This is a genomic window from Amycolatopsis sp. cmx-4-61 (assembly GCF_046548775.1).
In the GTDB taxonomy this organism is placed as follows: domain Bacteria; phylum Actinomycetota; class Actinomycetes; order Mycobacteriales; family Pseudonocardiaceae; genus Amycolatopsis.
Genome location: NZ_JAEBEI010000016.1, coordinates 59,436 through 73,026 on the forward strand (window position 1 = coordinate 59,436; position 13,591 = coordinate 73,026).

At 72.3% G+C, this 13,591-nt stretch carries 16 protein-coding genes and 1 tRNA gene; 9 read left to right on the top strand and 8 right to left on the bottom strand.

Annotated elements, in window-relative coordinates:
- Positions 1 to 275: 275 nt before the first annotated feature.
- The gene (locus ACLJOU_RS34200; RefSeq protein ID WP_410573388.1) at positions 276 to 683 is read left to right on the top strand and encodes a hypothetical protein; all 408 of its coding nucleotides are present in this window, start codon (positions 276 to 278) and stop codon (positions 681 to 683) included.
- 36 nt (positions 684 to 719) lie between these two features.
- Here ACLJOU_RS34200 and ACLJOU_RS34205 read toward each other — a convergent pair whose 3' ends face one another.
- From ACLJOU_RS34205 to ACLJOU_RS34215, 3 genes are all read right to left on the bottom strand, one after another.
- On the bottom strand, positions 720 to 1,775 hold the full coding sequence (locus tag ACLJOU_RS34205) for a tyrosine-type recombinase/integrase (protein WP_410573389.1): 1,056 nt from the start codon (positions 1,773 to 1,775) through the stop codon (positions 720 to 722).
- Entirely contained in the window at positions 1,772 to 2,236 is a 465-nt protein-coding gene (locus tag ACLJOU_RS34210) for a hypothetical protein (protein ID WP_410573390.1), read from the bottom strand. Before ACLJOU_RS34210 ends, ACLJOU_RS34205 begins: the two co-directional genes overlap by 4 nt.
- A gap of 140 nt (positions 2,237 to 2,376) precedes the next feature.
- Positions 2,377 to 2,460, bottom strand: a tRNA-Leu gene (locus tag ACLJOU_RS34215).
- A gap of 243 nt (positions 2,461 to 2,703) precedes the next feature.
- Here ACLJOU_RS34215 and ACLJOU_RS34220 point away from each other — a divergent pair.
- A complete protein-coding gene (locus tag ACLJOU_RS34220; protein ID WP_410573391.1) occupies positions 2,704 to 3,498 on the top strand; it encodes a cellulose-binding domain-containing protein in 795 nt (264 codons plus the stop codon).
- On the opposite strand, the gene ACLJOU_RS34225 is transcribed toward ACLJOU_RS34220, so the two are convergent.
- Positions 3,495 to 4,385 (bottom strand): LysR family transcriptional regulator, encoded by an 891-nt coding sequence (locus ACLJOU_RS34225; RefSeq protein ID WP_410573392.1) that lies wholly within the window; start codon positions 4,383 to 4,385, stop codon positions 3,495 to 3,497. The two genes, ACLJOU_RS34220 and ACLJOU_RS34225, sit on opposite strands and share 4 nt — an antisense overlap.
- 93 nt (positions 4,386 to 4,478) lie before the next feature.
- Between ACLJOU_RS34225 and mdlC the strand changes: the two genes are divergently transcribed.
- Genes mdlC through ACLJOU_RS34245 form a run of 4 tightly spaced genes read left to right on the top strand, consistent with a single transcriptional unit; the run spans position 4,479 to position 8,911 of the window.
- The gene (gene mdlC, locus ACLJOU_RS34230; RefSeq protein WP_410573393.1) at positions 4,479 to 6,047 is read left to right on the top strand and encodes a benzoylformate decarboxylase; all 1,569 of its coding nucleotides are present in this window, start codon (positions 4,479 to 4,481) and stop codon (positions 6,045 to 6,047) included.
- A 2-nt stretch (positions 6,048 to 6,049) separates the two neighbouring features.
- Positions 6,050 to 7,477, top strand: coding sequence for a benzaldehyde dehydrogenase (locus ACLJOU_RS34235; protein ID WP_410573394.1), 1,428 nt, complete (start codon positions 6,050 to 6,052; stop codon positions 7,475 to 7,477).
- A 17-nt stretch (positions 7,478 to 7,494) separates the two neighbouring features.
- Complete coding sequence (locus ACLJOU_RS34240; protein ID WP_410573395.1) at positions 7,495 to 8,712, top strand: MFS transporter; 1,218 nt, start codon at positions 7,495 to 7,497, stop codon at positions 8,710 to 8,712.
- Between the two features lie 31 nt (positions 8,713 to 8,743).
- The gene (locus ACLJOU_RS34245; protein ID WP_410573396.1) at positions 8,744 to 8,911 is read left to right on the top strand and encodes a hypothetical protein; all 168 of its coding nucleotides are present in this window, start codon (positions 8,744 to 8,746) and stop codon (positions 8,909 to 8,911) included.
- Here ACLJOU_RS34245 and ACLJOU_RS34250 read toward each other — a convergent pair.
- The 3 genes from ACLJOU_RS34250 to ACLJOU_RS34260 form a co-directional block, all read right to left on the bottom strand.
- On the bottom strand, positions 8,908 to 9,081 hold the full coding sequence (locus tag ACLJOU_RS34250; RefSeq protein ID WP_308670572.1) for a hypothetical protein: 174 nt from the start codon (positions 9,079 to 9,081) through the stop codon (positions 8,908 to 8,910). The genes ACLJOU_RS34245 and ACLJOU_RS34250 overlap by 4 nt on opposite strands.
- Before the next feature lie 29 nt (positions 9,082 to 9,110).
- Positions 9,111 to 9,344, bottom strand: coding sequence for a DUF6480 family protein (locus tag ACLJOU_RS34255; protein WP_410573397.1), 234 nt, complete (start codon positions 9,342 to 9,344; stop codon positions 9,111 to 9,113).
- Positions 9,345 to 9,405: 61 nt separating this feature from the next.
- A complete protein-coding gene (locus ACLJOU_RS34260; protein ID WP_410573398.1) occupies positions 9,406 to 10,014 on the bottom strand; it encodes an HSP18 transcriptional regulator in 609 nt (202 codons plus the stop codon).
- 105 nt (positions 10,015 to 10,119) lie between these two features.
- Between ACLJOU_RS34260 and ACLJOU_RS34265 the strand changes: the two genes are divergently transcribed.
- Positions 10,120 to 10,551: an Hsp20/alpha crystallin family protein gene (locus ACLJOU_RS34265; protein ID WP_410573399.1), complete on the top strand. Its 432-nt coding sequence runs from the start codon at positions 10,120 to 10,122 to the stop codon at positions 10,549 to 10,551.
- Positions 10,552 to 10,689: 138 nt separating this feature from the next.
- Here the strand turns inward: ACLJOU_RS34265 and ACLJOU_RS34270 are convergent, their stop codons facing one another.
- Positions 10,690 to 11,136: a nitroreductase family deazaflavin-dependent oxidoreductase gene (locus ACLJOU_RS34270; protein ID WP_410573400.1), complete on the bottom strand. Its 447-nt coding sequence runs from the start codon at positions 11,134 to 11,136 to the stop codon at positions 10,690 to 10,692.
- 333 nt (positions 11,137 to 11,469) lie between these two features.
- Between ACLJOU_RS34270 and ACLJOU_RS34275 the strand changes: the two genes are divergently transcribed.
- Both ACLJOU_RS34275 and ACLJOU_RS34280 read left to right on the top strand, forming a co-directional pair.
- Positions 11,470 to 12,768 (top strand): amidase family protein, encoded by a 1,299-nt coding sequence (locus tag ACLJOU_RS34275; RefSeq protein ID WP_410573401.1) that lies wholly within the window; start codon positions 11,470 to 11,472, stop codon positions 12,766 to 12,768.
- A complete protein-coding gene (locus ACLJOU_RS34280) occupies positions 12,752 to 13,570 on the top strand; it encodes a MerR family transcriptional regulator (RefSeq protein WP_410573402.1) in 819 nt (272 codons plus the stop codon). Before ACLJOU_RS34275 ends, ACLJOU_RS34280 begins: the two co-directional genes overlap by 17 nt.
- Positions 13,571 to 13,591 lie beyond the last annotated feature (21 nt).

Sequence of the window (13,591 nt, forward strand, 5' to 3'; positions counted from 1 at the left end):
TTCTGGCGCTCAGTTTCAGGCTGGGGCAATCACGGCTAAACTCAATTACGTTCAGCTCGGCGCTATGAAGCCGTCGGACGCTGGTTCCCTCGCCCTCCCACGCGAGAGTTCTGGGAGCAGTCATGTCGTATGCGCGAGAACGTCATGCTGGCGAAAGCCCGATGTCAATCGACGCCGACACGGCCAACGCGGTTCCGAGCTCGACATCGGAGGGAGCTGGCAACAGAATCGTCGCGTCGCTGCTCCTACCGGGGCGGAGGCGTAGCGGCGAACCCGTGGTTCCCCTGCCGGTTGCGGATCTGGGCCCGTTGGTGGACGGTGGGTCGGTCGCGTTCAGCCTGGCCCGGGTCGGCGCGAACGGCGTGGTGGCTGCACGGGTCCCGCTGGAGCGGCTGAGCTGGGCTCCAGGCCTGCAGCTGCGGCTCTCGGTGTCCTCGGGTCTGCTCGTGGTAGCGCCGAGCGAGAAGCCCTCGGCTGCGTCAGTTCCGCCGAGGATGAATTTGACCTTGCCGGCCCGGCTGCGGGCGCAGTGCCGCATCCGGACTGAAGATCAGGTGCTGCTCGCTGCCGTGCTGGAACATGACCTGCTGGTCGTCTATCCGCAGCACGCGCTGTACACAATGGTCACCGCCTTCCACGACAATCTCGTCAAGATCCCGGATAGGACCGCTCACAGGGACTGAGGCGGACGCGGTCTGCACGACCGCGCCCGCCGTGGATCACTCCGTCGTCCTCGGCGTCCGGACCGGCGCGAGGGGGTGCGGTTCCCCGGTGAGCGCGGCCAGGGCTTCGGCGACCTCGGTGATGTCGGCCTTGACGTAGGTGGTGGTTGTCAGATCGCTGCCCGACTCGGCGTGTCCGGCGTAGGCACGAGCCACGCCGATGCCAAAGTTGCGCTCGACCCAGGTCAGCGTGGTATGACGCAGCCAGTGGGCGCTGACCTGCAGTGACCTTGCCCAATCCAGCGCCTTCTGGACACGGCCGAAGATGTAGTCGTAGCGGCGCTTGGTGATCGGGTTGCCGTTGGCGTAGCGCAGCAACTGGCTCTCGGGGTTGCCGTCGCCGCGTTCGTCGAAGTGGGCGATGAGGTGACGCATCAGGGTCGGCGAGACCGGTTGCCAGCGTTCGGTCTCGCCCTTCTCCCGCAGCAGGATCGTGCACTGCGTTCGGTCCAGGTCGCGGCGGCGCAAGGCGAGTGCACCGCCACGTCGGCAGGCGCTTTCCTCGTGCAGCCGGCAGATCAGCGCGTCCAGTTCCGGGTCGTCGCCGGTGCTGGAAGCGATGTCGTTGAGCTCGTTGACCCGGTCGGACGCGAGGGCCCGGCGGGTGGAGGCGTTGCGCCGTGGTTTGGTGACCCGCATGGCGGGGTTGGCGCGCTCGTCGAGGCGTCCGTCGTTGACCAGGTGCTTGTAGAGGCAGCGCATGGCGGCGATGAAGTTCTCCGCGGCGTTGCGTCCGCCGCGGGAGTTGCGGCGGACGCGAGCGGTGCTGCGGACGTGCTCGGCCATCGCCTTGATCTCGGTGGCCGTGATCGTGTCCATGGGCCGCTCGCCCCATCGGGCTTCGGCCTTCTTCCAGTACGACCCGTAGGAGCTGGCCGTGCTCGGCGACACGAGGTCCGAGACGACGGGGATCCATTCGCTCAGCGTCGGCATCGGCGGGCGCTCGTCGTCGGTGTTGCCGGCGGGTGCGTCACCGATGAGGTCGGCGGGATCGACGCCGAGGCGGGACAGCAGCAGCCGCGCGGCTTCGAGGTCTTGGGTGGTGGCGGTCATGATGCCTCCTCGGGGGCGGCGAGGGAGGTGTGGAAGGTGCGCAGCATTGCCTGCACGGCGACTTCCGGATGCACGATGAGCACGTCGTGGACGGGGTCGGCGACCAGCAGCAGGCGACTGCCCGCCAGGGCTCCGCAGCCGCGGCGCACCGGAGCAGGCAGCGCGACGTAGGGCTTGCGGGGCATGACGAACACCCCGTCCGGACGCCGGCGGATCACCACCGAGGTCCTGACGAGGGTGATCAGCAGCCGATCTCCCGGGTTCCAGCCGAGGGCGGCGACGGCCCCGCGGTCCTGCAGCCGCCCTCCCCCGTCCATCAGCGCGATCGACAGCCGTGGACCATCCGCCGTACCGAGATCTCGCAACGGCGGTAGATCCATCGGGACAGTCAGGGAAGCCACGCGTTCGGCGTCGGGCGTGGCGATCCGGCCAGGTAGGGGCAGGGAGGGGATGCGGGTCATGCGACACCTCCGCTGCGTGCTGCGCGAAGGGAGGGCGCGTTCAAGATCAGCCTATCCGAGATCGACGGACGCTGAACGCGAGAAAGACCCGCCGTGGCGGGTCGGTTACTCTGTGGTTTGGGAGATCTCCCACGTATTTGTGTCCGAGGGGGGACTTGAACCCCCACGCCCGTTAAGGGCACTAGCACCTCAAGCTAGCGCGTCTGCCATTCCGCCACTCGGACCTGCTGAAGAAAGAGTATACGGCCACCCCCACCCCTCCTTCAGGGGGGTGTCGATCCACCGGCAGCAAGCCTCTGGCATGATCGACCAGTTTCGACCTCCTGCATCGATCCAGGGCCCAGGAACCTCCTCGACGAGCGGCCAGCTACCTGGGAGACGCCGGTTTACAACTGCGCCTTCCGTTCCTAGGATTCGCCGGGCAAAGCCAGCGCGTTCCAGCGCCCTCAGGACCTGGAGGTTCCGGTATGGCGCGCGCCGGGTGGCGGCCTGATGATGACTTCTCCGTCGATGATCTGCTGCGGGAAACCGGGGCCATGCCGCGGGCGCTCGGGGAGCATGTCCCCGTCACGCGGGCGCGGGAAGCCGATACCGATGCCGGGTACCGGGAACGGCTCGAGCAGCGGGCGCGGGAGGCCGCCGCCGCGCAGCAGCGGGCCGGGCGGCGGATTCGGTGGGTCTCCGCCCTCTGTGGGGCCGCTGTCGTCGTCGGGAGCCTGGTCGTCATCGCCGTGACCTCGGAAAGCTCGCCCGGGCGGCAGGCCGCCGTGGCGCCCGGGCCGCTCGCTCCCGCGACCACCACTCCGCGGACCACCGCCACCACCACCGCCGCACCTGCTCCCGTGCCCACCGTGCTGCGGCAGACCTCCTCCGCGCCCAAGACCACGGCCACCAGCACGACCCAGGCGGCCCCTCCGCCTCCGCCGCCGCCCGCGGTGATCGCTTCCTGCGCCGTCCGCTACGCCGTCACCGATCAGTGGCCCAACGGGTTCACCGCCGGGGTCTCCGTCACCAACACCGGCAACCAGACGCTCTCCCCCTGGACCGCCACCTGGACCTTCACCGCCGGGCAGCGGGTCACCCACAGCTGGAACGGCGACTACTCCCAGAGCGGCTCCCGGGTCACCATGAAAGCGGTCTCCTACAACCTCACCCTCGCTCCGGGCGCGACCGTCGACATCGGCTTCAACGGCGCCTTCGACCACGGCAACCCCTCGCCCGTCGGGTTCACCCTCAACGGCGCGAGCTGCAAGACGGGCTAGCCGAGCACCGACTGCATGAAGCCCACCAGCCAGTGCTGGGCCGGGCTGCGGGCGTGTGTGTGCCGCGTGTACACCGACACCTGGGCCGGCTCGACCTCGAGCGGCAGCTCGAACAGCCGGACTCGGTGCTGGGCCGCGAACATCCCCGCCACCAGCCGCGGCACCATCGCCACCAGCTCGCCGTCCTGCACCAGGTACGGCAGCGCCGCGAACCGCGTCACCTCGAGGACCACGCGGTCGAGCAGGCCGCACGCCTCCAGCGCGCGGCGCGGGCCGTCGTGGCCGGTCGGGCCGAACACCGTCACGTGGCGTTCCGCCGCCAGCTCCTCGAAGGTGACGGCCGAGGCCAGCCGCGGGTGGTCCGAAGCCACCATGCCCAGGTAGCCCTCGGAAAACAGCGGTATCCGGGCGACGCGCTGGGAACTGATCAGCGAGGACGCGATGAACGCGTCGATCTCGCCGCGGCCGAGCTGGTCGGCCGCGCGCTCGACGTCGAGCGGCCGGACGGTCAGCGTCACTCCGGGCGCGCGTCCGGGCAGCGCCGCCATCAGGCGCGGGAGCAGCGAGATCTCCCCCAGGTCGGACAGGGACAGCGTGAACGCCGTCCGTGCGGTCGACGGCGAGAACGACTTCGCGCCGCTGACCGCCGTCTCGATCTCCGACAGCGCGCTGTGCAGCGGCTCGTAGAGCGCGCGGGCGGTCGTCGTCGGCACGAGGCCGCCGCCGGTGCGGCGGAACAGCTCGTCGGAGAACCGGCGCCGCAGCTTCTGCAGGCTGTAGCTGATCGTCGGCTGCGTGACGTGCAGGGATTCGGCCGTGGCGGTCACGCTGCGGGTCTCGTAGAGCAGCACGAACGTCCGCACCAGGTTCAGGTCGAACTCCTGCATTATCGATCCCATCGATGAAGCCACGAGCCAACATTTATTGGAACACAAGCGCGCAGCTCCATAGGGTCAGGCCCAACTTCGAGGAGGACATCGATGCCCACCGCCCGCCGGCTCGCCCACGAGTTCCTGGACCGCCGAGGCCTGACCACCATCTTCGGCAACCCCGGTTCCAACGAGCTGCCGTTCCTCGCCGAACTGCCGGAGCACTTCCGCTACGTCCTCGGCCTGCACGAAGGCGCCGTCGTCGGGATGGCCGACGGCTACGCCCAGGTGACCGGCCGCCCGGTGCTGGTCAACCTGCACGCCGCCGCCGGCTCCGGCAACGCGATGGGCGCGCTCACCAACGCCGTCTACTCCCGCTCTCCCCTGGTGCTCACCGCGGGCCAGCAGGTCCGGACGGCGATCGGGCTGGAGGCGATGCTCGCCAACGTCGACGCGACGCAGCTGATGCGTCCCCTGGTCGCCTGGTCGGGCGAGCCGAGCTGCGCCGAGGATGTGCCGCGCTCGCTCGCGCAGGCGGTGTTCGAGGCCGAACTGCACCGCCGGCCGACCTACCTGTCGGTGCCCTACGACGACTGGGCCGCCGAGCTGCCCGCGAGCGCGACGATCGACCGGGACGTCCAACGCGGTCTCACCCCCGCCGAAAGCCAACTCGACGACCTCGCCGCGAGCGTCGCCGCGGCGAAGAACCCGGCGCTGGTCCTGGGTGGCGACATCGACGCCACCGGGCTCTTCGACCGGGCCGTCGCCCTGGCCGAGCACCTCGGCCTGCCGACCTGGGTGGCGCCGTCGCCGCACCGGCTGCCCTTCCCGAACCGGCACCGGCTGTTCCGCGGCGTGCTGCCCGCCGGCATCGCGCCCGTGTCGGCCGCGCTGACCGGGCACGACCTCGTGCTGGTGCTCGGCGCGCCGGTTTTCCGCTACCACCAGCACGTCCCCGGCGCGTACCTGCCCGAGGGCACCCGGCTGATCCAGGTCACCGACGACTTCGGCGCCGCCGCCCGCGCGCCGATGGGCGAGGCGCTGGTCGCCGACCCCGCGCCGGTGATCGAGGCGCTGCTGCGGAAGGTGCCCACCCGTGCAGCCGAACGCGGCCACGTCGAGCCGCCCGCCCCCAAGACCGGCGAGGAGGCGCTGCACCCGGAGCAGGTCTTCGCCGCCCTGCGTGACACCCAGCCCGGCGACACCCGCTACGTCGTCGAGTCGACATCGACCAACTCGGCGTGGTGGCGGCAGATGGACCTGCGCCGCGAAGGCTCGTACTTCTTCCCGGCCGCCGGCGGGCTCGGCTTCGGCCTGCCCGCCGCGGTCGGCGTGGCCATGGGCAGTCCGGACCGCCCGGTCGTCGGCGTCATCGGCGACGGCTCGGCCAACTACGGCATCACGGCGTTGTGGAGCGCCGCGCACTACCGCGTACCGGTCACCTTCGTGATCCTGCGCAACGGCGTCTACGGCGCCCTGCGGTGGTTCGGCGAGCTGCTGGGAACGCCGGACGTGCCCGGCACGGAGATCCCCGGCCTCGACTTCACCGCGATCGCGGCCGGCTACGGCGTCGAAGCCACCACGGTCACCGACGAAGACGACCTGCGCACCCAGCTCAAGACGACCCCGGACGGCCCGCGGCTGATCCAGGTCGACACCGAACCGACCACACCGGAGTGATCATGTCCCTGCTCGAGAACGAATTCCGCGGCGGTACCGGCGGAACCCACGCGATCGTCGAACCGGCGACCGGGGCCACCCTGGGCCGCGTCGGCATCGCGACCCCCGGCGACGTCCGCGAAGCCGCCGCGGCCGCCGCGAAGGCCCAGCGCGACTGGGCCCGGCGCAAGCCCGCCGAGCGCGCCGCCGTGCTGCGCCGCGCCGGCGAGCTGTGGGAGGCAAACGCCGCCGAGGTGCAGGACTGGATCGTCCGCGAAGCCGGCTCGACGCGGCCCAAGGCCGGGATCGAGACGGAGATGGCGGCCGGGATCTGCTTCGAGGCCGCGGCCCTGCCGACGCACCCGCTCGGCGAGGTGCTGAGCACCGGCGAACCCCGCTGGTCGCTGGCCCGGCGGGTGCCGGCCGGCGTGGTCTCGGTGATTTCGCCGTTCAACTTCCCGCTGATCCTGGCCATCCGTTCGGTCGCCCCGGCGCTCGCGCTCGGCAACGCCGTGCTGCTCAAGCCGGACCTGCGGACCGCGGTGTGCGGCGGCGTGAGCATCCTGCGCGTCTTCGAGGAGGCCGGGCTGCCCGAAGGCCTGCTGCACCTGCTGCCCGGGGACGCCGCCGTCGGCGCCGCGGTGGTCGACGCGCCGGAGGTGTCGGTCGTGTCGTTCACCGGCTCCACCGCGGCCGGGCGGAAGGTCGGCGAGGCCGCCGCGCGCTCGCTCAAGCGCGTGCACCTGGAACTGGGCGGCAACAACGCGCTCGTCGTGCTGCCGGGTGCCGACGTCGCCAAGGCGGCCTCGGCGGGCGCGTTCGGCTCGTTCCTGCACCAGGGCCAGATCTGCATGACGACCGGGCGGCACCTCGTCCACGAGTCCCAAGTGGACGAATACGTCGAGGCGCTGGCCGAAAAGGCGCGCCGGCTGCCGGTGGGCAACCCGGCCGAGGACGACGTCGCGCTCGGCCCGATCATCGACGACCGCCAGCTCGCGCACGTCACCGACGTCGTCGACCGCAGCGTCGCCGCGGGCGCGCAGGTCGTGGCGGGCGGCAAGCCCGACGCGCCCTTCTACCCGCCGACCGTCCTCTTCGGACTCGACGACCACAGCCCGGCCTGGCGCGAGGAGATCTTCGGCCCGGTGGCGCCGGTGCGCGCCTACCGCGACCTCGACGAGGCCGCCCGGCTGGTCAACGACTCCGAGTACGGCCTGTCGGTCGGCATCCTCGGCGACGTCGGCACGGCGATGAAGCTGGCCGAGGAGGTCCGCTCGGGCAAGGTGCACATCAACGAGCAGACCGTCGGCGACGAGCCGACCGCGCCCTTCGGCGGCGTGGGCGACTCCGGCAACGGTTCCCGCTTCGGCGGGGCGAAGGCGAACATCGAGGCCTTCACCGAGACGCAGTGGCTGACCGTCCGCGCGGACATCGCGAACTACCCCTTCTGACTTCGAGGAGCACGACAATGACGACGTCTCCCGCCCGTGGCGCGTGGACGGCAGTCCTCTGCTGGCTGACCGTCCTGCTCGAGGGCTACGACCTGGTCGCGCTCGGCGCGACCATCCCCACCCTGCTCAAGAGCGGCTACCTCGGGTTCACCGCGGCCGGCGCGACACTGGTCGCGACGGTGTCGCTGATCGGCGTCGCCGTCGGCGCGGCCGGCCTCGGCCCGCTCACCGACCGGTTCGGCCGCCGGGTGATGCTCATCGGCTCGGTCCTGCTGTTCTCGCTGTTCACCCTGCTGACGCCGCTCGCGCCGAACGTGGCGACGTTCGGCGTCTTCCGCTTCGTCGCCGGGCTCGGCCTCGGCGCGTGCATGCCGGTGGCCCTCACGGTGATGTCCGAGAACCTGCCGGCGCGGCGGCGGGCCAGCGCCAGCACCTTCACCATGACCGGCTACCACGTCGGCGCGGTGCTGACGTCGATCCTCGCGCTGTACGCCAAGGAGGACTGGCACCTGCTGTTCTACGGCGGCGGGATCGTCGGCCTGCTCGCCGTGCCGCTGATGTGGTGGAAGCTGCCGGAGTCGGCGGCCTACCTCGAGGCCCGCGGGACGGCCGAACGCGTGGGGCTCAAGGACCTGCTGGGTGCCCGGTTCCGGCGGATCAGCATCGCGGTGTGGACGGGGTCCTTCATGGGACTGCTGCTGGTCTACGGGCTCAACACCTGGCTGCCGCAGCTGATGCGCACCGCGGGCTACCCGATCTCGACGTCGATCACGCTGCTGCTGGTGCTCAACATCGGCGCGGTGCTGGGCCTGGTGCTGGCGGGCACGATCGCCGACCGGTTCGGCATCCGGCCGATCGCGCGGATCTGGTTCGGCGCCGGGGCGGTCCTGCTGGCGGCGCTGAGCCTGAAGATCGGCAACGCGGTGCTGCTGAACGCGGTCGTGCTGCTCACCGGCGTGTTCGTGTTCTCCGCGCAGGTGCTGATCTACGGCTACGTGGCGCACGCGTTCCCGGCGTCGGCCCGCGGCACCGCACTCGGGCTGACGTCGGCGGTCGGCCGGCTGGGCTCGATCCTCGGCCCGTTCGTCACCGGCGCGCTGGTCACCGCCGGGGTCGCCTACCCGTGGGGCTTCTACTTCTTCGCCGTCGTGGCGGCGCTCGGCCTGGTTGCCGTGCTGCTGCTGCGCGGCGAGACCCGTGCCGAAGAGCGGTTGACGCCGGCGTCCGCCGGGTAGCCGCGAGGGAACGGCTACCCGAGGAGGAACGATGTCGCAGCCCCACGACGAGGCCGGCGAGGTGGACTCGAGCGGGAACCCGGTCGACGTCCCACCTCGCCGCGAAGAGCCGCAGGAGCCGGACGGGCCGCTGGAAGACGAAGACGCCAAGGCGAAGCCGGGTCACCCGGCCACCCACGAGAACTTCCGCGGCAGCTAGACCGTGTCCTCCGGGCGGCGACGGCCCAGCGTCGCCTCCGGGTGCTCGGTGCGGCGGTCGGAGTCGCGCAGGACCTCGCGGGCCTGGGCCTCGGGGTCCGCGCTCTCCACGGCCTGCTCTTCGGGCAGCAGTTCCGCCCGGGTCTCCGTCCGGTCAGGGGTGTCGTCCATGGTCGGCGAGTACCCGCTCCGGCCCGATCTCAGACACTCAACCAGCCGACGGCCAGCGAAAGGACCAGCCCGGCGACCATCAGCACGAGCACGCCGGTGAGGACCAGCCACAGCACCGGCATCGCCTTGGACGGCATCGGCTGCGGGTGCGACAACCCCGACGTCTGGCCGGAATCGGGTGGCGTGCTGCCCGGGGGCACGCCGCCTCCGGGCTCCAGGTCCGGGGTCCGGCGCGGGTCCGGATCCGGGGGTTCGGCGGTCATGGGGCACCGTCCTTCCGTCGCTTCCGCGAGGGGTGCCCGGCGGGCTGCCGGGCAAACCCGCTCAGTCGCGGGAACGGCGGTTGCCGGCGGCGTCGCGGCGCAGCTGGGCGGTGTGGGCGGAGATTTCGCCGAGCTGTTCGGCCAGTCCGGCGTACGCACCGGTCAGGTGCGGCTGCGCGGCGGCCAGCGGCGGGAGCAGCGTGGCCGGGTCGTCGTCCCCCAGTGCCGCGCCGAGTCGGTCGGCGCTCTCCTGCGCGGCCGGGCCCAGGCCGTCGAGTGCGCTGACCCGGCCGGCGAGCTGGCGCAGGATCGCGGAGTTGCGGCGGGCCCAGTCGGCGACGGCCCGGTCACCCGCGCGCCGGTCGCGTTCCGCGTCGACCCGCGCCTCGCCGGTCTTCGCCCCGGTGTGCGACGGCTGCAGCCGCAGGTACCGCCGTTCCGCGGCCTGACGGCTCGCGACACCCAGGGCGGGCGCGAGCGCGACCCAGCTGGTGCCCGCCGCCCTGGCCGCCGCGATCAGTTCGGGTTCCCAGCTCGCGAGTTCCTCCCGCAGCTGCCGCAGGCCGGACAACGCCGCCAGCAGCCGGTCCTGGTCTCCCGTACCGGCCCGGGCGGCCGCCACCACCTCCTGGATCCGGCGCAAAGCGCCGGTGGGATCGGTTCCGTCCATCACGTCATCCTTTCGACGACCCGCATCTTGTCATCGTTTTGACGACATGCTAGAACAGACCCGCGTGTTGACACCAGTGCTGTCGAGTCCAGGAGGTGGATCCCGATGTTGATGCGCACCGACCCGTTCCGCGACCTCGACCGGTTCGCCCAGCAGGTCTTCGGCGCCGGCACCTGGTCGAAGCCGGCCGCGATGCCGATGGACGCCTACCGCGCCGGCGACGAGTTCGTGGTGTGCTTCGACCTGCCCGGTGTCGATCCCGGCGCCGTCGAGCTGGACGTCGAGCGCAACGTCCTCACGGTCAAGGCCGAGCGACGGCCCCTGCCGACCGGTGACGACGTCAAGATGCACGTCTCCGAGCGCCGGCTGGGCGTGTTCTCCCGCCAGCTGTTCCTCGGCGACACCCTGGACACCGAGCACATCACCGCGAACTACGACGCCGGGGTGCTGACCGTGCGCATCCCGATCGTCGAGAAGGCGAAGCCGCGCCGCATCGAGATCGACGGCGCCGGCGACCGCAAGGAGATCAAGGCCTGAGCCATGGGCCGGGGGTCCGGGCGCGCGCCCGGACCCAGCCCGGCAACGACCGCGTGCTCCTCCCCGGCCCGGCCGCACGGCAGGCCGCCGAGCGAGTGCTGCGTGCACTGGACGGACTCCGACTCGGGCCCCTCGACCTCAGACCCGTTCGACGCGGAAGACCGCGATGCGGTCCGCGGCCGCCGCGACGGCGTCCGGCGTCGGCGCGTCCGCCAGGCCGGTCGTTACGAACCGCTTCCCCACACTGGCCGGGCTCGTCTCGACGAGCCGGCGCAGGACGGGCCGCCGCGCCTCCACCGGCAGCTCGGCCAGCCGCGCGGTCGAGGAGCGGCGGCCGCGGGTGAGCGTCACCTCGCCCGCGGCCCGGACGTTCGCCACCCAGGCCGCCTTCGGATAGGCCTGGAAGATGTAGTGCTCCCCGTCGAGGGCCATGACCGCGATGGGGAACGTGCGCGGGACGCCGGTGCGGCGTCCGGGCACGGTGAGCAGCTGCATCGGGCCGAAGGCGACGCCGAGCCGATGCAGCCCCACGACGATCTTGTTGCCGGCGTTGACCATCCGGCGGTAGCTCTGCGCTGTTGTCATACTCCGACGGTACACGAAGTCATACGAGACTCGTATGTTCTGAGCATCATATGGAATCGCGTGCCGGACCCGGCTTCGGGTCCGGGGGCAGCGGGTCCGGGACGGGCACGCTGCCGGGCTCCGGCAGCGGCCGGCCCGGTTCCGGCTCCTCCGGGACGAGGGGCTCGGGCTGGATCGGTCCGGGCGGGACCGGGGGTGCGGTCGACATCGGTCTTCCCTCCGCGACGCTGCGCCGCCCGTGGGCCGGTCGGCGATCTTCCCGTGAGCTACCCCGTCCGGGGGCCCGGGGAAACGCATTGACCCTGACACCGTGTCAGCCGCTACCCCGGACCCATGACGCCTTTCCGCACCGCGATCGAGGTCACCGCCGGGATCCGCCGCGGCGAACTCCGGTCCCGCGACCTGACCGAACAGCTCTTCGCCCGCATCGACGCCGCCACCGTCAACGCCGTCGTCGCGACCTGCCGCGACTCCGCGCTGCAGGCCGCTTCGGAGGCCGACCGGGCCGTGGCACGCGGCGCCGACGTCGGGCCGTTGCACGGCGTCCCGATGACGGTCAAGGACGCCTTCGCCGTGCAAGGCCTGCCCACGACCTGGGGCGAACCGGCGTTCGCGGGCTGCGTCGCGGACGAGGACGCGGCGGTCGTCGAGCGGCTGCGGGCCGCCGGGGCGATCATCGTGGGCAAGTCGAACGTGCACCACCTGCTCGCCGATTTCGGCCGGACCGAGAACCCGCTCCACGGACGGACGCTCAACCCGCGCGACCCCACCCGGACGCCGGGCGGCTCGAGCGGCGGTGCCGCGGCCGCGCTCGCCGCCGGCTTGACCTACCTCGAGTACGGCTCCGACCTGGCCGGGTCGATCCGGATCCCGGCGGCCTACTGCGGGGTCTACGGCCTCAAACCGACCCCGGGCACCGTGCCGCTGCGCGGGTTCCAGCCGCCGGGGCCGCCCGTGCCGCTCGCCCGGGAATTCCCCTCGGCGGCCGGTCCCCTGGCCCGGTCCGCGGCCGACCTGCGCCTCGCCCTGGAAGTCACCGGCGGGCCGCTGCGGCCGGCCCGGCGGTCCCGGCTCGGGGACTTCCGCGTCGGCGTGGTGCTCGACGATCCGGCCTGCCCGGTCACCGGCGAGGTCGGCGCGGCGCTGTCGGACGCCGTCGACGCGCTGAGCCGCGCCGGGGTGCGGATCCGCGCGGGCTGGCCGCCGGACGTCGACCCGGTCGCTCAGGCGGAGGCGTTCGGCTTCCAGGTGGACCTGTTCTTCGCGAGCCAGGAAGGGCGGACGCCGGCCGGGACCGCGGAGCAGGAGCGGCGGCGGGCGGCCCTGACCGCCGCGTGGGGCCGGTACTTCGCCGACGTCGACGCGTTTCTCTGCCCGACGGTGTTCACCACCGCGCGCACCCACGACGACCGGCACCGCTACGACGACCAGGTGTTCTGGATCGCGCAGGCGTCGCTGCCCGGGCTGCCGGCGGTCAGCGCCCCGGCCGGCGGGGCGCTGCCGGCCGGGCTGCAGGTGGTCGGGCCGGCCCACGAGGACGACACCGCGCTCACGTTCGCGGAACTCGCCGCGGACGTCGTCGGCGGGTTCGTCCCGCCTGGGGAAGGATCGGACCGTGTTCTCGATCGGTGACTTCGCCCGCCACGGCCGGGTGTCGGTGCGGATGCTGCGCCACTACGACGCGCTCGGGCTGCTGCGCCCGGCACGCGTCGACCCCGCGACCGGCTACCGCAGCTACACCGCGGGCCAGCTGGCGCGGCTCAACCGGATCGTCGCGCTGAAAGACCTCGGGTTCACGCTGGAGCAGGTGGCCACGCTGCTGGCCGACGAGGTCACGGTGGAACAGGTGCGCGGCATGCTGGCGCTGCGGCGCGCCGAACTGGAGGCCGCGCTGGCCGAAGGCGCGGCGCGGCTGGCGCGGGTCGAGGCGCGGCTGCGGACGATCGAAGCGGAAGGCCGGCCGCCCGCGCACGACGTCGTCGTCAAGGAACTGCCCGCGATGCGGGTGGTGGAGCTGACGGGGATCGCGGCGGGCTTCGCGCCGGAGGCGATCGGCCCGGTCGTCCACCCGCTGTGCGCGGAGCTCGGCCGCCGCCTCCCGCAGGCGGACGTGACGCCGGCCGGACGGCTGACCTGCTACTACGAACAGCGCGCCGAGGACGAAGTCGTCGTGCACGCCGCGGTCCCGGCGTCGGTCGGCGGCGGCGACCTCAACGGCCTGGCGGTGGCGGACCTGCCACCCACCCGCGCGGCCACGCTCGTCCACCGCGGCGCGATGGACGCCGTCCTGCCGAGCTGGCAGGCGGTGGTGCGCTGGATCGACGACCACGGCTGCCGCTCGGCCGGGCCGCAGCGGGAGGTCTACCTGGACTGCCCGGCGGACCCGGCGGCCTGGGTGACGGAACTGCAGGAACCGATCAGTACCCTCTCCTGATCGCGAACGGGAGAGCGCCTG